The organism is Streptomyces sp. CNT372, assembly GCF_000377145.1.
In genome coordinates this window covers 231375-257533 of the sequence record NZ_KB897778.1, presented here as the reverse complement: position 1 = coordinate 257533, position 26159 = coordinate 231375, and the positions used below count along the sequence as shown (strand labels likewise).

At 74.2% G+C, this 26159-nt stretch carries 18 protein-coding genes and 1 pseudogene; 8 read left to right on the top strand and 11 right to left on the bottom strand.

The window, feature by feature from the left end:
• Positions 1 to 2: 2 nt before the first annotated feature.
• The gene (locus C593_RS33610) at positions 3 to 206 is read right to left on the bottom strand and encodes a hypothetical protein (RefSeq protein ID WP_078521222.1); all 204 of its coding nucleotides are present in this window, start codon (positions 204 to 206) and stop codon (positions 3 to 5) included.
• 105 nt (positions 207 to 311) lie between these two features.
• Between C593_RS33610 and C593_RS0106480 the strand changes: the two genes are divergently transcribed.
• Together C593_RS0106480 and C593_RS0106475 are read left to right on the top strand one after the other, a co-directional pair.
• Positions 312 to 1394: a LacI family DNA-binding transcriptional regulator gene (locus C593_RS0106480; protein WP_018846484.1), complete on the top strand. Its 1083-nt coding sequence runs from the start codon at positions 312 to 314 to the stop codon at positions 1392 to 1394.
• A 312-nt stretch (positions 1395 to 1706) separates the two neighbouring features.
• Positions 1707 to 2486 carry a sugar phosphate isomerase/epimerase family protein gene (locus C593_RS0106475; protein WP_018846483.1) on the top strand — a complete coding sequence of 260 codons (780 nt, stop codon included), beginning with the start codon at positions 1707 to 1709 and terminating at the stop codon, positions 2484 to 2486.
• 13 nt (positions 2487 to 2499) lie between these two features.
• On the opposite strand, the gene C593_RS28970 is transcribed toward C593_RS0106475, so the two are convergent.
• Positions 2500 to 3390, bottom strand: a complete 891-nt coding sequence (locus tag C593_RS28970) for an EamA family transporter (protein ID WP_051093639.1) — start codon at positions 3388 to 3390, stop codon at positions 2500 to 2502.
• A gap of 227 nt (positions 3391 to 3617) precedes the next feature.
• Here C593_RS28970 and C593_RS0106465 point away from each other — a divergent pair, with 227 nt between their 5' ends.
• The gene (locus tag C593_RS0106465) at positions 3618 to 4529 is read left to right on the top strand and encodes a LysR family transcriptional regulator (RefSeq protein ID WP_018846481.1); all 912 of its coding nucleotides are present in this window, start codon (positions 3618 to 3620) and stop codon (positions 4527 to 4529) included.
• Between the two features lie 154 nt (positions 4530 to 4683).
• Here the strand turns inward: C593_RS0106465 and C593_RS0106460 are convergent, their stop codons facing one another.
• Positions 4684 to 6954 carry an MMPL family transporter gene (locus C593_RS0106460; RefSeq protein WP_018846480.1) on the bottom strand — a complete coding sequence of 757 codons (2271 nt, stop codon included), beginning with the start codon at positions 6952 to 6954 and terminating at the stop codon, positions 4684 to 4686.
• 175 nt (positions 6955 to 7129) lie between these two features.
• Here C593_RS0106460 and C593_RS0106455 point away from each other — a divergent pair, with 175 nt between their 5' ends.
• The 3 genes from C593_RS0106455 (at position 7130) to C593_RS0106445 (ending at position 10989) form a co-directional block, all read left to right on the top strand.
• Positions 7130 to 8311 carry a histidine kinase gene (locus tag C593_RS0106455; RefSeq protein WP_018846479.1) on the top strand — a complete coding sequence of 394 codons (1182 nt, stop codon included), beginning with the start codon at positions 7130 to 7132 and terminating at the stop codon, positions 8309 to 8311.
• Positions 8286 to 8948, top strand: a complete 663-nt coding sequence (locus C593_RS0106450; protein ID WP_018846478.1) for a response regulator transcription factor — start codon at positions 8286 to 8288, stop codon at positions 8946 to 8948. The genes C593_RS0106455 and C593_RS0106450 overlap by 26 nt, the downstream gene beginning before the upstream one ends.
• Positions 8949 to 9162: 214 nt before the next feature.
• Positions 9163 to 10989: a glycoside hydrolase family 3 protein gene (locus C593_RS0106445; protein WP_018846477.1), complete on the top strand. Its 1827-nt coding sequence runs from the start codon at positions 9163 to 9165 to the stop codon at positions 10987 to 10989.
• Positions 10990 to 11179: 190 nt separating this feature from the next.
• On the opposite strand, the gene C593_RS0106440 is transcribed toward C593_RS0106445, so the two are convergent.
• The 4 genes from C593_RS0106440 to C593_RS0106425 all read right to left on the bottom strand — a co-directional run bounded on the left by C593_RS0106440 (position 11180) and on the right by C593_RS0106425 (position 18351).
• Entirely contained in the window at positions 11180 to 12607 is a 1428-nt protein-coding gene (locus C593_RS0106440) for a S28 family serine protease (RefSeq protein WP_018846476.1), read from the bottom strand.
• Positions 12608 to 12744: 137 nt separating this feature from the next.
• Complete coding sequence (locus tag C593_RS0106435; protein WP_018846475.1) at positions 12745 to 13158, bottom strand: hypothetical protein; 414 nt, start codon at positions 13156 to 13158, stop codon at positions 12745 to 12747.
• Positions 13159 to 13456: 298 nt separating this feature from the next.
• A complete protein-coding gene (locus tag C593_RS0106430) occupies positions 13457 to 14323 on the bottom strand; it encodes an RNA polymerase sigma factor SigF (protein WP_018846474.1) in 867 nt (288 codons plus the stop codon).
• A gap of 182 nt (positions 14324 to 14505) precedes the next feature.
• Positions 14506 to 18351, bottom strand: a complete 3846-nt coding sequence (locus C593_RS0106425) for an ABC transporter ATP-binding protein (RefSeq protein ID WP_026277416.1) — start codon at positions 18349 to 18351, stop codon at positions 14506 to 14508.
• A 533-nt stretch (positions 18352 to 18884) separates the two neighbouring features.
• Between C593_RS0106425 and C593_RS0106420 the strand changes: the two genes are divergently transcribed.
• Entirely contained in the window at positions 18885 to 19907 is a 1023-nt protein-coding gene (locus tag C593_RS0106420; protein WP_018846472.1) for a hypothetical protein, read from the top strand.
• Positions 19908 to 20158: 251 nt separating this feature from the next.
• Here the strand turns inward: C593_RS0106420 and C593_RS0106415 are convergent, their stop codons facing one another.
• Positions 20159 to 21145: an aminoglycoside phosphotransferase family protein gene (locus tag C593_RS0106415; RefSeq protein ID WP_018846471.1), complete on the bottom strand. Its 987-nt coding sequence runs from the start codon at positions 21143 to 21145 to the stop codon at positions 20159 to 20161.
• A 108-nt stretch (positions 21146 to 21253) separates the two neighbouring features.
• Between C593_RS0106415 and C593_RS33605 the strand changes: the two are divergent.
• Positions 21254 to 21436: pseudogene (locus C593_RS33605) on the top strand (DUF4259 domain-containing protein); the annotation flags it as partial.
• A 156-nt stretch (positions 21437 to 21592) separates the two neighbouring features.
• Here C593_RS33605 and C593_RS0106410 read toward each other — a convergent pair.
• From C593_RS0106410 to C593_RS0106400, 3 genes are all read right to left on the bottom strand, one after another.
• On the bottom strand, positions 21593 to 23275 hold the full coding sequence (locus C593_RS0106410) for a thiamine pyrophosphate-binding protein (protein WP_018846470.1): 1683 nt from the start codon (positions 23273 to 23275) through the stop codon (positions 21593 to 21595).
• Positions 23272 to 24285 carry an agmatinase gene (gene speB / locus C593_RS0106405; RefSeq protein WP_018846469.1) on the bottom strand — a complete coding sequence of 338 codons (1014 nt, stop codon included), beginning with the start codon at positions 24283 to 24285 and terminating at the stop codon, positions 23272 to 23274. Before speB ends, C593_RS0106410 begins: the two co-directional genes overlap by 4 nt.
• A gap of 190 nt (positions 24286 to 24475) precedes the next feature.
• Positions 24476 to 26056 (bottom strand): sodium:solute symporter family protein, encoded by a 1581-nt coding sequence (locus C593_RS0106400; RefSeq protein WP_018846468.1) that lies wholly within the window; start codon positions 26054 to 26056, stop codon positions 24476 to 24478.
• Between the last annotated feature and the right edge of the window lie 103 nt (positions 26057 to 26159).

The window sequence follows — 26159 nt, the reverse complement described above, 5'->3', positions numbered from 1 at the left end:
GGTCAGCCCGGCCCCGTCTCCCCGCCGCCCGGCCCCGTCTCCCCGCCGCCCGGCCCCGTCTCATCGCCGCCCACCACCGCCGCGAACCGCCGGGCCGTCTCCGCCGGCACCGCCACCCCGTCCCGCGCCCACAACCCGTCGTCGAAGAGCTCCACCTCGACGGGGCCGGTCCAGGTCCCCCGAGTTCCTCCGGGGGAGCGCAGCAAGCGCTTTCTAGACGGTATGAAGCTAGCCTGCCGACAGCGGCCCGGACAAGGGGCCGCGCCCCATCTCACGCGGAGGAACGCGATGACGGTCACCCAGGCGGCTCGATGACGGTCACCCTCGCCGATGTGGCGGCGCGCGCCCGGGTGTCCCCGGCGACCGTCTCGCGCGTGCTGAACGGCAACTACCCGGTCGCGGCGTCGACGCGGGAGCGGGTGCTGCGGGCGGTCGACGAGCTGGACTACGTCCTCAACGGCCCGGCGAGTTCACTGGCGGCCGCCACCTCCGACCTAATCGGCATCCTCGTCAACGACATCGCGGACCCCTTCTTCGGGATCATGGCCGGAGCGGCGCAGACCGAGATCGGCGGGCAGGAGGGGGCGGGGCGTGCGGGCGGCGAGAAGCTGGCGGTGGTGTGCAACACGGGCGGCTCTCCGGAACGCGAACTCACCTATCTCACCCTGCTCCAGCGCCAGCGGGCGGCGGCCGTGGTGCTGACGGGCGGCGCGGTGGAGGACCCTGGGCACAGCGCGGCGATGGCCGCGAAGCTGACGCGGCTCGCGGACGCGGGCAGCCGGATCGTGCTGTGCGGCCGGCCGACGCTGCCGGGCTCGGACGCGGTGCTGGCCGCGCTCGCCTTCGACAACCGGGGCGGCGGACGGCGGCTCACCGAGCACCTGATCGGGCTGGGCCACCGGCGGATCGGTTACATCGCCGGACCGGTGGATCGCACCACCACCCGGCACCGGCTGGAGGGCCACCGGGCGGCCCTCAAGGCGGCCGGCCTGGACGGCGGCGCGGCGGAGCAGGATCGGCTGACCGTGCACGGCTCCTACGACCGGCGCTCCGGCTACGAGGCGACGCTTGAACTCCTGCGGCGGGAACCGTCGTTGACGGCCGTGGCGGCCGCGAACGACACGGTGGCACTGGGCGCGTGCGCGGCGCTGCGCGACCGGGGCCTGCGGGTTCCGGACGATGTGTCGGTGGCGGGTTTCGACGATCTCCCCTTCTCGGTCGACGCGGTCCCGGCCCTGACCACGGTCCGCCTCCCCCTCTTCGCCGCGGGCGCGCGAGCGGGACGCCTGGCCATGGGCAACGAAGCTCCCCCACCGGGCGGGATCGCGTCGATCCCGGCGGAACTGATGGTGCGGGGGTCGACGGGGGCGCCGGGGCGCGCGGAGCGCGTGTGACCGGGTAGGCCGGTGCCGGGCCGCCGCGCCGGACCGGGCCTTGGCGACCGGACCTTGGCGACCGGGCCCGGCGCGGCCGGGGCCGGCGCGGCCGGGGCCGGGGCGCCACCCGGGACGGCAGGCCGTGCCCGGCAGCCGCACGCCACCCCGCCACCCCCAGCACCCCGACACCCCCGACCCCGCGCGGTACCCCCCGTGGGGTTGTCGGGGCGGCAGGACCGGGTAGCCGGACGGACGGGCGGGACCCGGGAGCGGCCCGGACGCCCCACCGCGCCAACGACGCCCCACCGCGCCAAAGAAGAAAGGCCCGCCATGAAACTCGCCTTCTCCACCCTCGGCGTTCCCGGCATGCCCGTCGCCGAGGTCGCCGCGCTCGCCGCCGCGAGTGGCTACCAGGGGGTGGAGCTGCGCACGCACCCCGAGGAGCCCGTGCACCTGGACCTCACCACAGCCGAACGGCAGGCCGTGGCCCGGGAGTTCGAGCAGGCCGGGGTCGAGATCCTCGCCCTCGCCGGGTACACGCGCGTCGCCGGACCCGGCGAGGACGGCCCGGTGCTCGCCGAGCTGGACCGGCTGATCCGGCTCGCGGCCGACCTCGGCGCCCCGTACGTACGCGTGTTCCCCGGCGGGCAGGACGCCGGCCCCGCCGACGCGGACGCGGCCGCCGCCCGCCGCCTCGGCACGGCGGCCGAGACCGCGGCCGGGCTCGGCGTCACCGTCCTGCTGGAGACGCACGACTCGCACCGCACCGCCGCCGACGTCTCCCGCATCGTCGGCACCGTCGGACACAAGCATGTGGGCGCCGTGTGGGACGTGCTGCACACCTGGCTCGGCGGCGAGGACCCGGCCGTCTCGTACGCGTCCCTCGCCCCGTACCTGGGTTATGTGCAGGTCAAGGACGTCGCCTCCCGGGAGGACCTGACCCCGCTGCCGCTCGGCACGGGCGTCCTGCCGCTCGCCGGGGCACTGTCCGCGACCGACCCGGCGGGCTGGGTCTGCTGGGAGTACGAGAAGCGCTGGTACGAGGAGGCTGCAGACCTCCCGGACCTCCTCGCGGCCGGCCGCCACCACCTCCTCGCCCTGCCGCGCTGAACACCGCGGCGCGCTACCCGCGCCCGCGCCGCCTGCCCCGCCCCCGCCGGGGCAGCCGCGGCAGGGAGGTCAGGGCCACCCCGCCGACCAGGAGTACCGCCGCGCACCAGCGCAGCGGACTGATCCCCTCCCCCAGGAAGAGCGCGGCGGAGGACATGCCGAAGACCGGCACCAGGAGGGAGAACGGCGCGACCGAGGAGGCCGGGTGGTGGCGCATCAGGAAGCCCCACGCGCCGAAGCCGAACACGGTGGCGACCCAGGCGACGTAGACGATCGCGCCGACGCCCGCCCAGTCCAGTGAGCGCAGGGCCGCGAGGTCCTGCTCCGGGCCCTCCAGGAGCAGCGAGAGCAGCAGCAGGGGCAGGACGGGGACGACGCTGACCCACACCATGAAGTTGAGGGCGTCTCCGGGCGCGGCCCGGCGGGTCAGGATGTTGGAGACGCCCCAGCTCGCGGCCGCCGCGACGACCAGGAGGAAGCCCAGCAGCGGCCCGGAGGACCCCTCGTCGACGGCGGCCACCACGATCCCCGCGACGGCGACGGCCATCCCCGTGACCCGTCTGCGGCCCGGGCGTTCGCCGAGGAGGGCGAAGGCGAACACGGCGGTGAAGACCGCCTGCACCTGGAGGACCAGCGAGGAGAGCCCCGCGGGCGCGCCCCGGTCCATCCCGGTGAAGAGCAGCCCGAACTTGGCGACCCCGAGGGCGAGTCCGACGCCCACGATCCACTTCCAGGCGACCTTGGGACGGCCGACGAGGAAGACGGCGGGGAGGGCGGCGGCCAGGAAGCGCAGGGCGGAGAAGAGCAGCGGCGGGAAGTGCCCGAGACCGATCTCGATGACGACGAAGTTCAGGCCCCAGACGGCGGCGACGAGCGCGGCGAGGGCGATGTGCGCGGGCGGCAGGGACCGGGCGTCAGGGGTGGGGACGGCGGACGCGGGCGGGACGATGTGAGTGGGCAGGGCGGGGCCGGCCCCGGGGGCGGTTACGCGTGGCATGCACCGAGCATCACGCGTGGGAACCATGTAGCACCAGCGCGCGTTTCTTCATGGTTGGATGAAGCACTGCTTACGTGAGCCCGGCGCCGCCGGAGTGCGCACCGCCGGGAGGGCCCGGCCAGAAGGGACCCGCCGTGCTCGACCTCGCCAGGCTGCGCGCCCTGCACGCCGTCTCCGTCCACGGCACGGTCGGTGCGGCGGCCGCCGCCCTCGGCTACACCCCGTCCGCCGTCTCCCAGCAGATCGCCAAGCTGGAACGGGAGACCCGCACCACCCTCCTGGAGCGCCGGGGGCGCGGCATCCGGCTGACCGACGAGGCACGCCAACTGGCGCGGACCGCACAGGAGTTGATGGCGGTCATCGAGCAGGCCGAGGTGCGCCTGGAGGAGCGGCGCGGGCGTCCGGCGGGCCGGCTGGACATCGCCTGCTTCGCGAGCGCCTCCCGCGGCCTGATGCCCCTCGTCCTGGCAGACCTGGCCCGCCGCCACCCGGAGCTGGACGCCCGGCTCCAGGAGATCGACCCGCATCTGTCGGTGGACCTGGTGGCCCGGGGCGCGGTCGACCTGGCCGTGGCGCACGACTGGGACATCGCCCCGGTGCCGCCCCCGCCGGGCGTCGACCACGCGGACATCGGCGACGACCTGTGCGACGTACTGGTCCCGGCGGACCACCGGCTGGCCGGGGCGGAGTCCGTGCGCCGGGAAGACCTCGGGGACGAGCGCTGGATCTCCCAGCCGCCGGGCACGGTCTGCCACGACTGGCTGGTGCGGACCATGCGCGCGGCGGGCCGCGAGCCGCGGATCGTGCACCGGGTCGAGGAGAACCACACCCAGGTCGCCCTCGTCGCGGCGGGCCTCGGCATCGCCCTGGTCCCCCGCCTCGGCCGCGGACCGGTCCCGGCCGGCGTCCGCGTCGTCCGCCTGGACCCCGTCCCCAGCCGCCGCCTCCGCGCCCTCTGGCGCGCGGGCGCCGCCCGCCGCCCCGCCATCACCGAGACGGTTCGCACCCTGCGCGCCCTCTGGCCGCAGGTCGCGGACCGCGCCTGACGAGCGGGGCGCCACCCGCCCGATCGGCCGGAGCCGCTGCCGGGGCGGGCCGCCCGGCCGCGGCATCGCAGTGCGGACCTGCCCGCCGGCCGCGCCCCGCACTGATCCCGATGGCGTCGCGGGCGCCGGACGCCAGGGGCGGGCGGGAGTCGGGTCAACGGCCGGCGAGCCGTGGACGAGGGGCCGCACCCGTGGATTCGGCGTGGGTGTCGTCGGTGCCGGCCGGGCCGCGGGGGAGCAGCCGGTCGAGCCACTTGGGCAGCCACCAGTTGGTCCGGCCGAGGAGTGTCATGGTCGCCGGTACCAGCACCATGCGTACGACCGTGGCGTCGATGAGGATCGCGGTGGCCAGGCCGAACCCGAACATCTTGGTGGAGGGGTCCTCGGTGACGGCGAAGGACAGGAAGACCGCCACCATGATGAGGGCGGCCGAGGTGATGACGCGGGCGGTGCCCGAGACGCCCTCGACGGTCGCCGTGCCGTTGTCGCCGGTGCGCAGGTACTCCTCGCGTACGCGGGAGAGGAGGAACACCTCGTAGTCCATCGACAGGCCGAACAGGATGGCGAAGAGGAACATCGGGATGAACGAGACGATCGGAACCGTCGTTTCCAGCCCGATGAGTGCGCCTCCCCAGCCCCACTGGAAGACCGCGACCATGATGCCGTAGGCCGCGCCGATGCTCAGCAGATTCAGCAGTACGGCCTTGAGCGGTACGACGATCGAGCGGAAGACCAGCATCAGCAGGAGGAACGAGAGCCCCAGTACGGCGGCGACGAACACCGGCAGGCGCTGGCTCGTGCGTTGGCCCACGTCGGACAGGCTCGCGGTGGCGCCGCCGACGTGGGCCGAGGCCGGGCCGTCCCCGACCGCCGTGGGCAGCACGCTGGTGCGCAGCCGGGCGATGGTGTCGGCCGTGTCCTCGTCCTGGGGGCTGGTGGTCGGGAACACGACGAGGGTCGCGATGCCGGTGGCCCGGTCGACGCGCGTCGGCGCGACGGACGCGATGCCCGGATCCGCCGCGACCGCCGCGGCGAGTCGGTCCACCACTCCCGGATCACCGGCGGGGTCCGCCGCGATGACGAGGGGGCCGTTGGTGCCCGGGCCGAACCCCTCGGCGACGAGGTCGTAGGCCCGGCGCTCGGTACGGCTCTGGGGCTGTGAGCCGTCGTCGGGCAGGCCGGCGCGCAGGCCGAGCACGGGCAGCGTCGCGGTCAGCAGCAGCACCGCCGCGCCGACCGCGTACGGCACCGGGTGCCGGCAGACGTGCCCGATCCAGCGCCGCCACCCGGCGGCGCCGGCGGCGCCCGCCGCCGGGTGGCGCCGCCGGCCGAGGCGGCCCGGCCGCCCGGCCCGCAGAGCCCGGCCGATCCGGCCGGGCCGGGCCAGGCGCGGGCCCGCCGCCCCGAGGAAGGCCGGCAGCAGCGTCACCGACGCGAGGACCATCGTCAGGACGACGACCGAGACGGCGATCCCGCCCACCGTCATGAACGGCACGTTCGCGACCGCCAGGCCGAGGATCGACACGACGACGGTGCCGCCGGCGAAGACCACCGGCCGCCCCGCCGTCGCCACCGCCCGTCCGGCCGCCGCCTGCGGATCGAACCCGCACGCGAGGTACTCCCGGTGCCTGGCCAGGACGAACAGCGCGTAGTCGATGCCCACTCCGAGCCCGACCATGCTGCCCAGGACCGGTGCGAAGGTGGGGACGTCCGTCACGCCCGCCAGGATCGTCATCACGGCGACCCCGACGGCCAGCCCGAAGACCGCCATGCCGATCGGCAGCGCGGCGGCGACCAGCGAACCGAACGCCAGGAACAGGATCGCGGCCGCGGCGAGGAGGCCGATCAGCTCACTCGCGCCGCCCTCGGCACCGGAGAAGGCGTAGAAGAGGTTCCCGCCCATCTCGATGCGCAGCGGCAGCTCGGCGCGCAGCCGGTCGCCGAGACCGACGAGGGCGTCGAGGTCCCCGGCCGACAGCAGGCTCTGGTCGGGGTACTGCACCCGGACGACCGCGACCCGCCCGTCGGCCGAGACGAGGCCGCCGCGCACGGCGGTGTCCCCGCCCCCGACGAGCGCCGCCGCCGGGTCGCTCGTGCCGAGCACGTGCGGCAGCCGCGTCACCTCGGCCCGCAGCCGCGTCAGAGCGGTGCGCGCACCGTCGTCGTCGAAGAACGTCGCACCGTCGTCGAGGGGGGTGACGACCACGTGGGCGGTCATCCCCTCCTGGCCGGTGCCCGCCCGCTCGATCAGTTCCGCGGCCCGCTGGGAGTCCAGCCCCGGAGCGGTCATCGAGTCGGCGCTCCGCCCGCCGAAGGCGACGGCGGCGAGGACGGCGAGCGTGGCGGCGATCAGCCATACCGCGATCACCCGCCAGGGATGGCGGGCGGCGCCCCCGCCCAGGCGCAACAGGGCTTTCGAGAGCATCGGGTCCTCCAACCACCTCGTCGGCCGTCCTTGTACGGCCGCCGGTCCCGAGGCTCGCCGCTACGGCGCCCGGCGGCATCGGTCCGCGAGCCGCGGATCCGTCGGCCCCGGGGCGGGGAGAGGGCCCGTCCTTTCGGCCGATGCGCGCCGCGCCGCGGTCCCTAGTCTTGGAACCGTGCTCCGAGACGACCTGCGAGCCCTGTGGACCGAACCCCGGCCCCCCGGCGCCCCCGCCCGGGTGTGGCGGGACTGGGCGCTGCTCGCCGCCGGCCTCACCTGTGTGGGGCTGGAGGCCACTCTGCGGGAGGACGTCGTCTGGCGGCCGGTGGCGGTGGTGTTCACCGTGTGGCTGTGCGTGCTGTCCTTGTGGCGCCGGACCCGCCCACTGGCGATGGTCGAGCTGGCGTTCGGCTCGGTGGTCCTGCTTCAGGCGGCCTCGCTCGTCGCCGCACCGCGCGCGCCGTTCGGCCTGGCCACGGGCATGGTCGTGCTCGTGCTGGTGTACGCGCTGTTCCGGTGGGGATCGGGACGGGAGATCGTGCTCGGCGGGGCGCTCGTCCTCGCGGCCGGCGCCCTGGTGACCGTCACGGACGAAGCCCCCGTCGTCGAAAGGGCCGCGGGCTTCGTCTTCCTGCTGCTGCCCGCCGTGGCCGGGGCCGCCGTGCGGTTCCGGGTGACCGCTCGCGAGCGCCTGCTGGACCAGGTGCGCTCCCGCGAGCGCGAGCAGCTCGCCCGGGAACTGCACGACACCGTGGCCCATCACGTGTCGGCCATGGTGATCATCGCCCAGGCGGGCCGGGTGGTCGCGGACACCGACCCGTCCGCCGCCGTCGAGGCGCTGGAGGGGGTCGAGGAGGAGGGGGCGCGCACCCTGGAGGAGATGCGCGCCATGGTCGCCGCGCTGCGCGACCGCGGGGTCGGTGCCGAGCCGGCGCTTCCCGCCGGAGTCGCGGATCTGGAGCGCCTGGTGCGCACCCCGGCCGGTCGCCTCGGCGTCGACCTGGAGCTGGACGGCGAACTGGACGCGCTGCCCCCGGCCGTGGACGCGGCCGTCTACCGGATCGTGCAGGAGTCGGTGACCAACGCGCTGCGCCACGCGGTCGACGCGACCGAACTCGTCGTCCGGGTCACCGCGCAACGGCATACGGTACGGGTGAGCGTGCGCGACAACGGCCGGCGTACCGGCCGGGGCCGCGACGGATACGGACTCACCGGACTGCGCGAGCGCGCGGCCCTGCTCGGCGGCACACTGCGAGCCGGCCCGGGTACCGAACGGGGCTGGCGGGTCGAAGCCGAACTGCCGAGAACACCGAGAACGAGGAGCGAGAACGGTGTCCATTCGCGTCCTCGTCGCTGACGACCAGACGATCATCCGCACCGGGCTGCGGATCATGCTGAACGCCCAGCCCGGCATCGAGGTGGTCGGCGAGGCCGCCGACGGGCGGGAAGCGGTACGTCTGGCCCGCGAACTACGCCCCGACGTCTGCCTGTTCGACATCCGCATGCCCGTGGTCGACGGGCTGGAGGCCACCCGGCAGGTCGCCGGCCCGGGCGTCGCCGACCCGCCGGCCGTGGTCGTCATCACCACGTTCGACCTCGACGAGTACGTCTACGGCGCACTGCGTGCCGGCGCCCGCGGATTCCTCCTCAAGGACACCGGACCGGACCTTCTGGCCCAGGCCGTACGGTCGGCGTCCGACGGTGAGGCGCTCATCGCGCCCAGCGTCACCGTCCGTCTGCTCCGGACGTTCGCGGACCTGCCCGCCGGCCGGCCCGTGGCCCAGCCGGTCTCCCCCGTCACCGCCCGCGAGGAGCAGGTGCTCGTCGCCGTCGCCCGCGGGCTGACCAACACCGAGATCGCCGACGCGCTGCACATCAGCCTCAGCACGGTGAAGACGCATCTGGCCAGCCTGATGGCCAAACTCGGCGCCCGCAACCGGGTCGAGATCGCGATGTGGGCCTACGAGACGCGCCGTATCCTCCCCGGGACCTGAGCCGGGTGCCGGGCCGTGCCCCATGAGCCGGCCGGGCCGGGCCGCGCCGGGCCCCCCACCCCCGCCACTCGGCGGAGTTCCCGCGCGCCGCGCCGTCGATTCCTTGCGGGACCCTTGACCTGGCAGTTACTTTCCGGATATCCGTGACTCGTTGGAAGTTTCCTTCAACTCCCTTGTGCCACACCCCTGTCGAGCAAGGCCGGAAGGAGCACCAGTGCAGGACCGGAGCATCCCCAGACGCACTCTTCTCGCGGCGAGTGCCGCCACCGCCGCGGCGGGCGCGCTCGTCGGCGGGCCGCAGGCGGCGGCCGCCGGGCCGGCCCGGCAGGAGCGGCACGACCGGCTGCGCCGGCTGATCTCCCGGATGAGTCTGGAGGAGAAGATCGGCCAGCTCTTCGTGATGCGGGTGTACGGGCACTCGGCCACCGAGCCCGACCAGGCCGACATCGACGCCAACCTCGCCGAGATCGGCGTCCGCACCGCAGCCGAGCTGATCGAGCGTTACCACGTCGGCGGCATCATCTACTTCGCGTGGGCGCACAACACACGCGACCCGCAGCAGATCGCCGCCCTGTCCAACGGCATCCAGCGCGCGGGCCTCGACCGGCCCACCCCCGTCCCCCTGCTGATCTCCACCGACCAGGAGCACGGCATCGTCGCCCGGGTCGGCCGGCCCGCGACCCTGCTGCCCGGGGCCATGGCCCTCGGCGCGGGCGGCTCCCGGGGCGACGCGCGTGCCGCCGCCCGGATCGCCGGCGACGAGCTGGCGGCCATGGGGATCCGGCAGAACTACGCCCCCGTCGCGGACGTCAACGTCAATCCGGCCAACCCCGTCATCGGCGTGCGGTCCTTCGGCGCGGACCCGGCGGCGGTCGCCCGGATGGTCGCCGCGCAGACCGGCGGCTACCGCGCGGCCCGGATCGCCGCCACCGCCAAGCACTTCCCGGGCCACGGGGACACCACGGTCGACAGCCACACCGGCATCCCGGTCATCACCCACACCCGCGAGGAGTGGGAACGGATCGACGCCCCGCCGTTCCGCGCGGCGATCGCCGCCGGGATCGACTCGATCATGACGGCGCACATCCAGTTCCCCGCCCTCGACCCGAGCAACGACCCGGCCACGCTCTCCCGCCCCATCCTGACCGGCATCCTCCGCGAGGAGCTGGGCTACGACGGGGTCGTCGTCACCGACGCGCTCAACATGGAGGGCGTCCGGGACAAGTACGGCGACGACCGGGTGCCCGTCCTCGCCCTGCTCGCGGGCGTGGACCAGCTCCTCAACCCGCCGGACCTGGCCGTCGCGTGGAACGGGGTGCGGGACGCGGTCGCGAGCGGGGAGCTGAGCGTCGCCCGCATCGAGGAATCGATCCTGCGCATCTTGCGGCTGAAGGACCGCCTCGGCCTGTTCCACGACCCGTTCACGGACGCCCGGACGGTGGACCGCACCGTCGGCAAACTCAGTCACCTGGCCGCCGCCGACCGGATCGCCGAGGGAACGACGACCCTGCTGGCCAACCCGGACCGGGTGCTCCCGCTGCGCCGCCGCCGCAGCCCCGACCTGCTGGTGGTAGGCGCCGACCCGGCCTCCCCCACCGGCACCACCGGTCCGCCCACGACCGTGCTCGCGCGGGAGCTGACCTCGCTGGGCTTCCGGGCGCACGCGCTGTCCACCGGCACGGCCCCGACCGCCGCGCAGATCGACGCGGCCGTCGCCGCGGCGGCGGGCAGGGACGCGATCGTGGTCGCCACCTACAACGTGACGGCGAGCAGCTCCCAACGCACCCTGGTGGCACGGCTGGTGGCGACCGGCGTCCCGGTCGTCGCGGTCGCGATCCGCAACCCGTACGACGTCGCCCGGCTCGACGGCGTCGCCGCGTCCCTGGCCACCTACTCCTGGACGGACGTGGAGGTGCGCGCCGCGGCCCGGGTGATCGCGGGGGCGGCCCGGCCGCAGGGACGGCTGCCGGTGCCGGTGCGGTACGCGGACGACCCGTCGCGGACGCTGTACCCGGTCGGCCACGGGCTCTCGTACCGGTAGCGGCACCGGAGGGCCACCGCACGGCACCGGGTGGCGGCCCGCGCGGTATCGGAGGGCCACCGGCACGGCACCGGAGTGCCACCGCACGGCACCACGGCACCGGATGCCCCGCAGGCGAAGGCACCGGGCGCCCGCACGCGAAGGGGCCGGGTCCGCCGTACCGCGGACCCGGCCCCTCACGTCCGACGGGTCACGGGCGCAGGGTGCGCTCCATGTCCCTCTTGTCGAGCCTGGCGTCGGCCTTCGCCAGCGGCCGGGCCTTCGCCGGGTCCGCCTGGACGGCGGCCGGGGCGACGCCCGCCCACCGCTGGATCGCGGCGGTCGCCCTCGCCCGCTCGTCCTCGACGAGACCGGCCACGTTCGCCCCGTGGTTGGCGCCCGGCGCGGTGTACACGTACGAGTCGTGCGTGCCCCGGCCGACGCGGAACGGCTCCGCGCCCCACGGGTCGTTCTCGCCGTACACGAACATCATGCGGGTGGCGTTGTGCCGCACCCAGGTGTCGATGTCGCGCATCGCGTGCGGCTTGAACCGCATCGGGATGTCACGCGGCACGAAGTTCCGCGGCGGCTGGTAGCCGTAGCGGCTCAGCCCCTTCAGGTGCGGCTGCTTGATGTCCGGGGAGCCCAGCTCGGTGCCCGCCTGGTAGTAGTAGGGCGTGTAGTTGGCGAGCCCCTGGTCCGCGTAGGCGGAGAAGCCGGAGATCGCGTCGATGGTGTCGAACAGCTCCTGGTCGCTCGCGGTCTTCGCGGAAGGGATCGCGGCGCAGTCCGAGAGCAGGCTGTACTGCCAGAACGCCCAGGTGTAGTCGAGGACGACCGCCTCGAAGGCCCGGTCGAGGCTGCCGACGGTGGTGAAGGTGTAGCCGCCCTCGGCCGCGTAGGTCTCGTACAGGGCGGTCAGCGGCGCGCGGCGCAGCAGGGCCTCGCGCTGGACCGCGTTCAGCCGGTCGCGGCACTCCTTGGTGCCGACCTTCTCGAAGAAGCGGTCGTACGCCCGGTCCTCGTTGTTCACCACGTCGTTCGGCGCGACGTACGCGACGACGCCGTCCATGTCACGCGGGTAGAAGCGCTCGTAGTAGGTCGCGGTCATCCCGCCCTTGGAACCGCCCGTGGAGATCCACTTCTTGTGGTAGATCTTCTTCAGCGCGGTGAACACCCGGTGCTGGTCGCTGGCGGCCTGCCAGATGTCGAGCTTCGACCAGTCGGCCGGCTGGGGGCGCGAGGGGGTGAAGAACCGGTACTCCAGGGAGACCTGGTTGCCGTCGACGATCGCGGTCGGCTCGCTGCGGCGCGGCGTCGTGGAGACGTGGTAGCCGGAGGTGTGGAAGACGGTCGGGCGCGAGGTGTCCTTGTGCAGTACGGTGATGCGCTGGGCGAAGGTGCCCTTGCGCGGCTGCCGGTGGTCGACCGGCTGCTGGTAGGTGAGGACGAAGTACCGGTAGCCGGTGTACGGCTTCTCCTCGATCAGGCTCATCCCCGGAATCGCCAGGATCCGGTCCTTGATGTCCGTGGCGGTCGTCGGCTCGGCGGCTGTGGCCGCACCCGCCGTGGCCCCGGCCGCGCTCACGGTGCCTATGAGCACCACAAGCGACAGCAGCCATCTGAGCGTCTTGCGCATTCACCCTCCCCTGAGAGAACCCCTGTGGGATCAAGCGGTCGCGGGTGAACCTAGCGGGGCCAACACCATGGGCGCCAGACCTCGTTGCTCCTTACGGCCCTGCGGCCCCGGCGGCGGACGGGCAGCCGGGACCTGGGTCAGCAGAGGATCCAGCCGGTGGAACGCGAGACGCCGGCGACGGTGCCGGAGGCCCGGACGCACCGGCCCCGCGGCTGCACGGTGACCGGCCCGGCCTGCCGGGTGAAGCGGCCCTGGTCGACGACGGCCCGGCCGCCGCGCGGCTGGAGGGAGACCTTCATGGCGCGCCGGGCGCCGGGGTTCCGGGCGACGGTGACGGCGCAGACCTGGCCGCCGTTCTGGTAGACGCGCAGCTCGCCCGTGGTGAACGGGGCTGACGTGGCGAGCCGGCCCGGGCAGGGGGCGGCGGCCTGCGCGGCGCCGGGGCCCGGGCCGACGACGGCGAGCGCGGAGGCCGCCGTCAGGACGGCGAGCCCGCGGGCGAGTGCCCGGGCCGTTCGGCTTCCGCGCCGGTGTCCCGCCCCGTCGAACACAACTACTCCCCCTGTCGTCGACACGTCCGGCCGTCGACACCGATCGTCGACACTGCCCCGTACATGCGTACGACGCACGGGGCGGCCGGATGGTTGCGAGAGGGCGGGGCGGGCGGATGGCGGGGCGCGGTGGCACGGCCCGGGGGGTGGCGGGGCGCGGTGGCACGGCCCGGGGGGTGGCGGGGCGCGGTGGCACGGCCCGGGGGGTGGCGGGGCGCGGTGGCACGGCCCGGGGGGGTGGCGTGGCCCGGGTGGCGGGGCGGGGTGACACGGCCCCCGGGCCGGGTGGCCGCGCCCGTCAGTCGGCCGTCAGACCCTCGCGCAGCCGTCCCACGACCCGGGTGAGCAGGCGGGAGACATGCATCTGGGAGACGCCCAGCTCCTTGCCGATCTCCGACTGGGTCTTCTCCTCGACGAAGCGCAGATGCAGCAGCCGGCGCTCGCGCTCGTCCAGTTCGGCAACGAGCGGGGCCAGTGCGTGCAGGTTCTCGAAGAGTTCGAGGGCGGGCTCCTCGTCACCCATGACGTCCGCGAGGGTCGCCTCCCGGCCGGTGTTGCGGTCGGCGGCGACGGGCACGTCGATCGAGCCCGCGGTGTAGGCGTTGGCCGCCTTCCGGGCCTCGATGACCTCCTCCTCGGAGAGGCTCATCAGCTCGGACAGCTCGCGGACCGTGGGCAGCCGACCGAGGCGGTTGTGCAGTTCCTCCTGCGCCTTGGCCAGTTCGACGCGCGCCTCCTGGAGCCGGCGCGGGACGTGCACGGCCCAGGTGGTGTCACGGAAGAAACGCTTGATCTCGCCCACGATGTACGGGACGGCGAAGGAGGCGAACTCGACCTCGCGGGTCAGCTCGAAACGGTCGATCGCCTTGATCAGGCCGATGGTGCCGACCTGGACGATGTCCTCCATCTCCTCGGCGCCCCGGTGCCGGAAGCGTCCGGCGGCGTACTTAACGAGGGAGAGGTTCATCTCGATGAGGGTGTTGCGCACGTACTGGTACTCGTGCGTGCCCTCCTCCAGCGCGGCGAGCCGGGCGAAGAAGTGCCGGGACAGCTCGCGGGCGTCCGCCGGGCTGACCTCCCACGCGACCTCGGGCGCCCGCTCGTCGGGGCACACCGCCGTCCTGGCTCCGGCCTGCTCCTGGATCGACGCCGTCGTGCTGGTCATGAGTCCCTCCCCGGCTCTCGTTCTTACGATGGCCCGCTTACCCCCGCTCCGGAAGGACATGCACACGAATTCGCGAATCTTTCCGCGAGGCCCTCGCGACCGCGTCCGCCGCGCGGCCGCCCCGCCCTCCCGCCCTCCCGCCGTCGGGCTCTCGGGCCGCGGGGCGGGGCGCTGTCGGGCCGTCAGACGGACACGGGCTCGTCCTCCCCCGTCCCCAGGAAGGTCCGCCACAGCGCGGCGTACTGCCCGCCACGGGCCAGGAGTTCGTCGTGTGTGCCGTCCTCGGCGACGCGACCGTGGTCCATCACGACGACCCGGTCGGCGCGGGCCGCCGTGGTGAGCCGGTGCGCGACGACCAGCGTGGTGCGCCGGCCCGCCAGCCGGTCGGTGGCCTGGTTGACCTGGGCCTCCGTCGCCAGGTCCAGCGCGGCGGTCGCCTCGTCGAGCAGCAGCACGTCGGGGTCGACGAGTTCGGCCCGGGCCAGGGCGATGAGCTGGCGCTGGCCGGCGGAGAGGTTGCGTCCGCGCTCGGCGACCTCGTGGAGGTAGCCGCCGTCGAGGGTGGCGATCATGTCGTGGGCGCCGACCGCGCGGGCGGCGGCCTCCACCTCGGCGTCGCTCGCGCCCGGGCGCCCGTATGCGATGGCGTCCCGGACGGTGCCGGCGAAGAGGTACGCCTCCTGAGGGACCACGCCGAGCCGGTGCCGGTAGGCCGTGAGGTCCAGCCGGCGCAGGTCGGTGCCGTCGGCGGTGACCCGGCCGCTGGTCGGGTCGTAGAACCGGGCGACCAGCTTGACCAGGGTGGACTTGCCCGCGCCCGTCTCGCCGACGAAGGCGACCGTCTGCCCGGCCGGGATCCGCAGGTCGATCCCGCGCAGCGCGGCCTCGCCACCGCCGGTGCCGCCGTTTCCTTCGCCGGTGGCGCCGTGTCCTTCGCCGGGGGCGCCGAGTCCGTCGTCCACGGCGGGAGTTCCGCCGCCGTAGACGAAGGACACGTCCTCGAAGGCGATGTCACCGCGCAGCCGGGCCACCTCGCGCGGCCGCTCGGCCTCGGCGGTGGAGGTCGGCTCGCGCAGCAGCTCGTGCACCCGGCCCAGCGAGACCGCGGCCTGCTGATAGCCGTCGAAGACCTGGGACAGCTGCTGCACGGGCGCGAAGAACAGCTCGATGTAGAGGAGGTAGGCGACCAGGGCGCCCGTGGTGAGGGTGCCCGCCTCGATCCGCGCCCCGCCGACGATCAGCACCGCCGCCGCGGCGACCGAGGAGAGGAGCTGTACGAAGGGGAAGTAGACCGAGATCAGCCACTGGCCGCGCACCCGGGCCCGGCGGTAGCTGTCGCTGCCGGCCGTGTAGTGGGCGACGCCGTCGGCCTCGCGGCGGAACGCCTGCACGATCCGCAGCCCGGAGACGGACTCCTGGAGGTCGGCGTTGACGGCGCTCACGCGCTCGCGGGCCAGCTCGTACGCCTTCACGCTCTGCTTGCGGAAGAACCAGGTGCCGACGATCAGCACCGGCAGGGTCGCGAACACCACCAGCGCCAGCTGCACGTCGATGACCAGCAGGGCGACCATGATGCCGAAGAAGGTGACGACGGAGACGAACGCGGTGACCAGCCCGGTCTGGAGGAAGGTGGACAGCGCGTCGACGTCCGTCGTCATCCGGGTCATGATCCGGCCGGTCAGCTCGCGCTCGTAGTAGTCCAGGCCCAGGCGCTGGAGCTGCGCGAAGATCTTCAGGCGCAGCGAGTACAGCACCCGTTCGCCGGTCCGCCCGGTCATCCGGGTCTCGCCGATCTGGGCGGCCCACTGCACCAGCACGGCGGCCAGACCCAGCAGGGAGGCCGCCCACACCGCCCCGAGGGCGAGCTGTTCCACACCCTCGTCGATGCCGTGCCGGATCAGCACCGGCAGCGCCAGGCCCATGCCCGCGTCGACCGCCACCAGCAGCAGGCTCAGCAGCAGGGGCCGGCCGAAGCCGCGCAGCACCGCGCGCAGCCGGCCGCCCTCGCCGGCGCCGGTGTCGGCCGGTTCGGGGCGGACCGCGCGGGCCTCGTCGATGTCGGGGGTGCCGGTCGCCGGGGGCAGGGCCTCGAGCTGGGCGAGCAGTTCGGGCGTGGCGCCGGAGTCCTCCCCCGCCACCGCCCACTCGGCGGCGCGTTCGTCGCGCACCCACAGACGCGGGGTGATACCGCGCTCGGCGTCGAACTCCGCGTCCAGCTCGGCCCGCACGGTGTGGTCCTCGGCCGGTTCGGGGGTCTCGCGCAGGACGTGGCCGGGCGAGACGCCGCCCAGTTCGTCGGGGTCGGTCAGCAGCCGGCGGTAGAGGGCGGAGCGGCGCTCCAGCTCCTCGTGGGTGCCGATGTCGGCGAGCCGGCCCCGGTCGAGGACGGCGATCCGGTCGGCGAGGCCGAGGGTGGAGCGGCGGTGCGCGATGAGGAGTGTGGTGCGGCCCGCCATGACCTGGCGCAGCGCCTCGTGGATCTCGTGCTCGACGCGGGCGTCGACGGCCGAGGTGGCGTCGTCGAGGAGGAGCAGCCGGGGGTCGGTGAGGATGGCGCGGGCGAGGGCGACGCGCTGGCGCTGGCCGCCGGAGAGGGTGAGGCCGTGTTCGCCGACCTTGGTGTCGTAGCCCTCGGGGAGTTCGGCGATGAAGCGGTCGGCCTGGGCGGCTTGGGCGGCCTGCTCGATCTCCTCCTGGGTGGCGCCGGGGCGGCCGTAGGCGATGTTGGCGCGGACGGTGTCGGAGAAGAGGAAGCTGTCCTCGGGGACGAGGCCGATCGCGGCGCGCAGCGAGTCGAGGGTCAGCTCGCGCACGTCGTGGCCGCCGACGAGGACCGCGCCGCGGGTCACGTCGTAGAAGCGGGGCAGCAGCAGGGAGACGGTGGACTTGCCGCTGCCCGAGGCGCCGACCACGGCGACGGTCTCGCCGGGGGCGATCTCCAGCGAGAAGCCGTCCAGGACGGGCCGGCCGTCGGCGTAGGAGAAGGACACGTTGTCGAACTCGACGCTCGCGGGGGCGTCGGCGGGCAGTTCCCGGGTGCCGTCGCGCAGGCTCGGCTCGGTGTCGATCAGCTCCAGCACCCGTTCGACGCCGGCCCGTGCCTGCTGTCCGACGGTGAGGACCACGGCCAGCATCCGGACCGGTCCGACGAGCTGGGCGAGGTAGGTGGAGAAGGCGACGAAGGTGCCGAGGGTGATCTCGCCGCGGGTGGCCAGCCAGCCGCCGAGGGCGAGCATGGCGACCTGGCCGAGGGCGGGCACGGCCTGGAGGGCGGGGGTGTAGACGGAGTTCAGCCGGATGGTGCGCAGCCGCCCGGCGAACAGCTTCCGGCTCGCCTCGCGCAGCTTCCCGGTCTCCTGCTCCTCCTGCCCGAAGCCCTTGACGACCCGCACCCCGCTGACGGCGCCGTCGACGACCCCGGCCACGGCGGCGGCACGGTTCTGCGCGTACCAGGTGGCCGGGTGGAGGCGGGCGCGGCTGCGCTTGGCGATGAACCAGAGGGCGGGGGCCACGGCGACGGCGACGGCGGTCAGCGGCAGTGACAGCCACGCCATGATCACCAGGGAGATCGCGAAGAGCAGGAAGTTGCCGATGGTCATCGGCAGCATGAAGAGCAGGCCCTGGATGAGCTGGAGGTCGCTGGTGGCGCGGCCGACGACCTGGCCGGTGGACAGCTCGTCCTGGCGGCGCCCGTCGAGCCGGGTGATCGTGCCGTACATCTCGGTCCGCAGGTCGTGCTGGACGTCGAGGGCGAGACGGCCGCCGTAGTAGCGGCGGATGTAGGTGAGGACGTAGATGACGAGGGCGGCGGCGACCAGCAGACCGGTCCACACGGCGAGGGACCGGCTGCCGTCGCCCCCGATGACGTCGTCGATGACGACCTTGGTGATCAGGGGGACGAGGGCCATCACGGCCATCCCGGCGAGGGAGGAGCCCAGGGCGAGCAGTACGTTGCGCCGGTAGCGCCACGCGTATCCCGACAGGCGCCGGGCCCACCCTCGCGCCGTCTCCTGCTCTGCCTCCGCCACCACGCGAGCCTCCCCGTCCTCGGCCCGGACCCCTCCGGACCTGCGCTGTCGAACCGGCCGACCGGCCTGATCTTCCGAGAGGCACCAACGCGGGGAGAAGCGGATTTCATCCCTCCGCAACAAATCCCGGTCCGAGGTCCCGGCCGACCGGGACCGTGGTCCTAGGCCGGGGCGGGGCCCTGCGGGACGGGGCACGGGGCGCGACCCGGGGCCGCGGAGGGGGCCTGGGGGCGGGATGGAGCCCGGGGCAGGATGTGGCCCGGGCACGGGGCGGGGCCCTGCGAGGCCCGGGCACGACGGGCAAGGTGGTCCTGCTCCCCTGAACGGTGGAGACAGAAACAGAGCACAGAACCAGAACCACGAACTGGAACAGGAACAGGAACAGGAACGGGGGCGGGAGCGGGAACCACCGACCGCGGGCACGGCGGGCACCGCGGACAGCGGAGGCACACACCCACCTCGGTCATGTAACGTCAGTCCCGTGCCGCACCGCATGGCGGCCCTCCCTCACCGTTCTCCACAGAGGATTCGCCATGTCCACCTTCCTTGCCGTGCGTGCCTTCCGCCGCCGTGACCGCGACCAGCTCACCGACCTGGTGAACCGTCACGTCGCCGCCGTACTGCCCGGGATCAGCGTCTCGGTCAGCACCCTCCTCAGCAGCCTCGAAAGCCGTCCCGACGAGTACGTCGTCGACCCCTGGGTCGCCGAGCGCGTCACGCTCGTCGCCGAGGACCGGGGCCGTGTCGTCGCGGCGGCGCACCTGCACCGCTACCGCGACGAGCCGGACGTGGGCCCCGACCACCGGGGCACCGCGGCCCTCCAGTGGGCCGTCCACCTCCCCGACGACGACCCGGCCGCCGGAACCGACGGAACCGGCACCACCGCCCCGACCGACAGCGCCGACGCGGCAGGCGGATCCCCTCTCGACGCCCGCACCGTCCACTCCTCCGACTCCACGGCCTCGCTCGCGGCCGACCGGCTGCTGTCCGCCTGCCTGGCGACCGCCGCCCGGTGGCAGGCCCGTTCGGTCCACGCCGACGGAACGCTGCCCTGCCCCGGGGTGTACGGCATCCCGGCCTCCTGGCCGCACGTCCGCGCCGCGCTGCGGCGCGCGGGTTTCGTCCACACCGGCACCACGGAGGCCCTGCTGCTCGCCGAGGTGCGCGCGCTCCCCGGGGCGGAGGCACGGGCGGCCGGCTCGGCGCACAGAGCCCTCCTGCGCACCGTCGGCCCGCAGGGCACCCGGTTCACCGCCCACGAGAGCGGTCGCGTCCTCGGGTACATGGAGGTGGACACCCTGCTCGACCGCCCCGAGCGCGTCGGCCGTGGCGCCGGTCTGGCCGAACTGACGGACCTCGACCTCGCGCCGGACGCCCCGGCGGACACCCTCACACGGCTGCTCGCCGGGGCCCGCGACTGGCTCACTCTCTGCGGGATGGACCGCCTCCTCACCTGCGCGTATCCCGACGCCCCGGAGGAGACCGGCCCCCTGCACCGCCACGGCTTCCGCGAGATCACCCGCACCGACCGCGGCTGGGAACTCCAGCCCGGCTGACCACCTGTCACGGCTGTCCGGACGCCGCCCACAGCCGGTGGAGGGCGGCGTCCGTCAGGCGGTGGGCCGTCCACTCGTCCTGGCGGGCGGGCGCCCAGGGACTCGTCGAAGGCGATCGACAGGGCGTTCCAGCCCAGGACCGACCACTCCAGGTGCTCGCACCCCGGCTCGACACAGATGCGGGTCAGTTCCGTGACCAGTGCCGTGCCGTGGCCGCCGCCGCGCGACTCGGGGCGGACGTGCAGGTCGGTTCAGCCACGGCGGGCAAGCAGCGTCCGCGCTATGGACACCTGGTCCGGGTCGAGCCCGGGCTCGCCGTCCTCCACGTCCCACAGCCCGTTCTGCAGTACCCGCCCGAGCGGCCAGGCCCGTGCCCGGTCACGGTCGAGCCCCAGCTGCCCGGTCAGCAGGTCGAAGCGCCAGCGGGTCACGGCGGGGTCCGGGTCCCACAGGTCCGTCAGGGCGGGAAGCAGCTCGAAGCCCGGGTCACCCGCGAGCGGCTTCGGGTCGATCGCCAGCCACGGCTCACGCTCGGCGGCCAGGACGTTGTCGTAGTGCAGGTCCCAGTGCAGCAGCCGGTCCCCCGGCTCGCCCAGCACCTCCCGTACGGCGGCGGCACAGTCCTTCAGGAGCCGGGCGTCGTCCTCGCCGAGCCGCTCGACCGCCGCCGGGGTGGCCGCCAGCATGTCCGCCGCGACGTCGCCGAGCCGTCGCAGCCCGTCCGGCGCGGGCACCGCGGACAGCCGTCGCAGCAGCCCGGCCAGAATCCGTACGGCCTCCCGGGGTTCGTCCTCACCCAGCCGCGACAGGTGCACCGGTTCGCCGGAGTCCCCGGCGCTCCCCGCGCCGGGCGCGCCCCCGGCCCCCACAGCCACCCCGGCGCCGGCCCCGGCCCTCGCGCCCGCCCCCGCCCACTCCAGAAGCATCGCCCCCGTACCCGCGTCATGCTCCAGCAGGCATACGGACCCCTCGCCGGCCCACGCCCGCAGCGCGGCCGGTTCCCCCTCGCTCTCCTCGTCCAGGAGCTGCAGCTTCAACGCCGCCCGCACACCGTCCGAGGTGCGCGTCACGGGAAGCACCAGCGACGCCACGCCGTGCATCGGCGGGCCTGCCGGGCGAAGCCCCCAGCGGTCCGTGAACTCCTCCGCCCTGCCCGGGAGCGCGGCGATGAACGCCCGCCCCGCCTCGCCGTTGTACCTCGCCTGGGACTCGGCCAGCCCGGCCGGGATCTCGATCACCGCACCGACCTTAGACGAGTGAGTCCGATGTTCTCAGTGGGGTCGCCGCCAAGCTGTGATCACACCGCGCGCACCGAGGTGCGCAAAGCACGACGGGGGAAATCCGCCATGGGCACCCGGGACACCGGGCACCTCGACAACGACACCGCCGCCGACCAGGCCGCCGAGGCGGTGGCCGCCGCCGCGCTGGTCGCCGCGCAGTGCCCGGGCGGGGCTCCGGTGACCACCTCGTACGGGCCGGACGAGCCGGTTCCGGCGCTGCCCGAGGAGCTGCGCGGGCGGGCGGTCCGGGGACACAGACCGGGGGCCGGGGCCGACCGGGCCGGGACGACACGGGGGTGCGTCCCGGCCCGGTCCACCCGGAGCACCCGGAGCACCCGGAGCAAGCCGGCCCCGGCGGGCCCGGCCGCCCCGAACGGACCGGCCGGGCCCGCCGCGTCGCAGGTGTCAGACGTGTGTCGGGGCGAACATCCGCAGCAGCGCCGGGAGGACGACCACGGACGGGCCCGGCTGCGCGAGGGCCTTGGACAGGTCCTCGGCCAGCGTCTCCGGGCCCGTACGCACCGCCGGGACGCCGAAGGACTCGGCGAGGGCCGTGAAGTCCGGCCGGACCAGCTCCGTGCCGGTCGCCTCACCGAAGGCGTCCGACATGTACTCGCGCAGGATGCCGTAGCCGCCGTCGTCGACGATCAGCCAGGTGACGGGCAGGTCGTACTGGCGGGCGGTCGCCAGCTCGGCGAGGGAGTACATCGCTCCGCCGTCGCCCGACACGGCGAGGACCGGCCGGCTCGGGTCGGCCGCCGCCGCCCCGAGCGCCGCCGGAAACGCGTAGCCGAGACCACCCGCGCCCTGGGCCGAGTGCATGGTGTTCGGCCGGCGGGCGTCGAACGCGGACCAGGCCCAGTAGGCCAGGATCGTCATGTCCCAGAAGCTGGGCGCGTCATCGGGCAGGGCGGCGCGCACCGAGGCCAGGATCCGCTGCTCCAGGGTGAGTTCCTGGGCGTCGATCCGTGCCCGGACGGCGTCCAGGACCTCGCGCACCGAACCGGCCGCCGTCGGGTCGCGGCGCTCGTTCACGGTCTCCAGCAGCGCCTGGAGTCCGAGGCGCGCGTCGGCGTGGATGCCGAGGCCGGGGTGGTTGGACTCCAGCTTGCCGAGGTCCGCCTCGATCTGGATCACCCGGCCGCGGGGCGCGAAGGTGTGGTAGTTCGAGGAGAGTTCGCCGAGCCCGGAGCCGACCACCAGCAGGACGTCGGCCGCCTCCAGGTAGTCGGTGGTGTGCCGGTCCTCCAGCCAGGACCGCAGGGACAGCGGGTGCTCCCAGGGGAAGGCGCCCTTGCCGCCGAAGGTGGTCACCACCGGCGCGTCGATCTTCTCGGCGAGCGCGCGCAGCTTCCCGGAGGCGTCGGCGCGCACCACTCCGCCGCCCGCGACGATCACCGGCCGGCGGGCCCGGGACAGCAGATCGGCGGCGACGGCGGTGAGTTCGGGCCGGGGCGCCAGATCCTCGGGGGTGGCGTCCACAGCGGTGACGACCGGCAGGATCGTCTCCGCGAGGAGCACGTCCTGCGGGATCTCCACCCAGACGGGCCCGTGCGGGGCGGTCAGGGCCGACTCCCACGCCGCCGCGATCGCGGAGGGGATCTGGGAGGCGGTGCGCACGGTGTGCACGGACTTCACGATGTCCCGGAACGAGGCCTGCTGGTCGCGGAGTTCGTGCAGATAGCCGTGGCGTCCGCCGCCCAGCCCGGCGACGGGCACCTGGCTGCCGATGGCGAGCACCGGCGCGGAGGCGGCGGCCGCCTCCTGGAGCGCGGCCAGGGACATCAGCGCGCCGGGCCCGGTGGACAGCAGCAGCGGGGCGGCCTCGCCGGTGATCCGCCCGTAGGCGTCGGCGGCGAAGCCCGCGTTGTTCTCCACCCGCAGGCCGACGTAGCGCAGCGAGGAGCGGCGCAGGGCGTCGAACATGCCCAGCGCGTGCTGCCCGGGAAGCCCGAAGACGGTGGTCGCGCCGAGCCCCGCCAGGGTCTCGACGACCAGGTCGCCGCCGTTGCGGCCGGGCGGCGGGTTGAGGGCGGCCTCGGTCTGCGCGGCGCTCGGCCGCAGCACCAGGTCGTGGTCGTGGGTCACTTGGGGCCCTCCCCCGCCCCGGCCTCCCGGCCGGCGGCCGAGGCCGCGTCCCGGGCGGCGGCGATCTGCCGGGACATGATCGTGGTCAGCTCGTAGGCCGTGTGGGAGGCGGCGACGGCGGTGATCTCGGCGTGGTCGTAGGCCGGGGCGACCTCGACCACGTCGGCGGAGACCAGGTTGCAGGAGGCGAGGCCGCGCAGGATCTCCAGCAGCTCGCGGGAGGTCATACCGCCCGCCTCGGGGGTGCCGGTGCCGGGAGCGTGCGCCGGGTCGAGGCAGTCGATGTCGATGGAGATGTAGAGCGGCCGGTCGCCGATGCGCTGGCGGAGCTGGTCGGCGACCTCGTCCGCGCCGCGCCGGTAGACGTCGGCGGAGGTGACGATGCCGAAGCCCATCTTCTCGTCGTCGGTCAGGTCCTGCTTGCCGTAGAGGGGGCCGCGGGTGCCGACGTGGGAGAGGGCGGAGGTGTCGAGGATGCCCTCCTCGACGGCCCGGCGGAACGGGGTGCCGTGGGTGTACTCGGCACCGAAGTAGGTGTCCCAGGTGTCGAGGTGCGCGTCGAAGTGGAGCAGCGCGACGGGGCCGTGCTTCTTGGCCACGGACCGCAGCAGGGGCAGCGCGATGGTGTGGTCGCCGCCGAGGGTCATCATCCGGGCGCCGGTGCCCAGGATGTCGTCGGCGGCGGCCTCGACCGTCTCCACGGCCTCGTTGATGTTGAACGGGTTGGCCGCGATGTCGCCCGCGTCGGCGACCTGGGCGAGCGCGAAGGGGGAGGCGTCCTGCGCCGGGTTGTAGGGGCGCAGCAGGCGGGACGCCTCACGGATGGCGTTGCCGCCGAAGCGGGCGCCGGGCCGGTAGGAGACACCGGAGTCGAAGGGGACGCCGACCACGGCGACATCGGCGCGGCCGACCTCGTCGAGGCGGGGCAGCCGGGCGAACGTGGCGGGCCCTGCGTACCGCGGGATGCGGGAGGAGTCGATCGGGCCGCGCGGCTGCTCGGTGCTGCTCATCTGGGGGTTCCTTCTTTCCTGCGCCTCGTCGCGCTGTCACTGTCGTCGCGCTGTCACTGTCGTCGCGTTCTCTGCGTCGTCGCGTGGTCAGCGGAGTCGCGCTGTCACCGTCGTCGCGCTGTCCGCGCTCCCGGTCACGGGCCTTCGCCACGATGACCGCTATCGAATGAATGTGTGCTTATCGTCGACTTTAGCGGGGCCCGGCGGCTGCTTCGGCCGCCGGGGGCTCCGCGGCGGCCCCGTTCGCCCCGGTTCCGTTCACGCCGTTCCCGTCCGGGCCGCCCTCGTCCGGGCCGCCCCGCCCCGCGAGGCGCTCCCGCCAGTGGGCGAGGACCTCCGGGTCGGTCGGCCGGGTCGCGAGGCTCACGGCCACATAGGTGACCAGCGAGGCGATCAGGCCGTAGTAGATGGGCTCGTTGGCGAGGATCCCGTACGACGCCATCAGGCCGACGACCGAGAGCCCGCCGACCGCCACGGCCGCGAGCGCGCCCTGCACGGTGCCGCGCTTCCACAGCAGCCCGCCGAGGATCGGCACCAGCAGTCCGCCGACGAGGAGGTTGTAGGCGACGGTCAGCGCCTCGACCACGTCGTTGAGGGCGACGGCGACGCAGATGACGGCCAGGCCCATCAGGAGGATGAACGCCCGGTTCCCCTTCACCTCGTCATGCGGCTCGCCGCCCCCGGAACCGGAGCCACCGGAACCGGAGCCGGAACCGGAGGGGCCGCTGCCGCCGGGGCGGGCGAGCCCGCGCAGCCGGGACCAGATGTCGTTGTTGGCGACGGTGGCGCAGGCGATCAACGCGCCCGAGGAGGTCGACATCACGGCCGCCAGCGCGGCGGCGAGGACCAGACCGCGCACACCGGTCGGGAGTTCGTCCATGACGATGGTGGCGAAGGCGTCGTCGGCGTTGGCCAGGTCGGGGTAGAGGACCTTGGCCGCGGTGCCGATCACCGCGCCCGCCAGGGCGTAGGCGAGGCAGTAGGTGCCGGCGACGGTGCCGCCCCAGCGGGCCGTCCGGTCGCTGCGCGCGGTGAACACCCGCTGCCAGATGTCCTGCCCGATCAGCATGCCGAAGGTGTAGATCAGGACATAGGTGAAGATCGTCTCGCCGCCGATGCCGAGCGGGGCGAAGTACTCGGTGGGCAGCTGTGCCTTCATCTCGGCGAAGCCGCCCGCCTTCACCACCGCGATGGGCAGCAGGAGCAGCAGTACACCGACCGTCTTGACGACGAACTGCACCATGTCGGTGAGGGTGATCGACCACATGCCGCCGAGCGTCGAGTAGGCGACCACGACCGCGCCGCCGAGGACGATGGAGAGGGTGCGGTTCACGTCGAAGAGGACGTCGAAGATCGTGGCGTAGGCGATGGTCGAGGTGACCGCCAGCATCAGCGTGTACGCCCACATCACCACACCGGTGATCAGCCCGGCCCGGCCGCCGTAGCGCAGGTCGAGCATCTCGGAGACGGTGTAGACCTTCAGCCGGGCGATCCGGGCGGAGAAGAAGATGCTCAGCGCGAGCAGCCCGAGGCCGATGGTGAGGACCATCCACGCGCCGGAGAGCCCGTACTTGTAGCCGAGGCCCACGCCGCCGATGGTGGACGCGCCGCCGAGGACGATGGCGGCCATGGTGCCGGAGTACATCGCCGGGCCGAGCCGGCGGCCGGCGACGAGGAACTCGCTCTTGGACTTGGCGCGCCGCATGCCCCACCAGCCCATGCCGAGCATGGCGGCCAGATAGACGACGATCACTGCGTAGTCGACAGCCATCGGCTTTCCTTCCGTTCCGTCCCCCGGACAGGTTCCTCGCGTCCCTCACACGGGCCGGGGCGATCCCGCCCCGCCCGACCCGGTCGCCGGTCGCGCGCCGAGC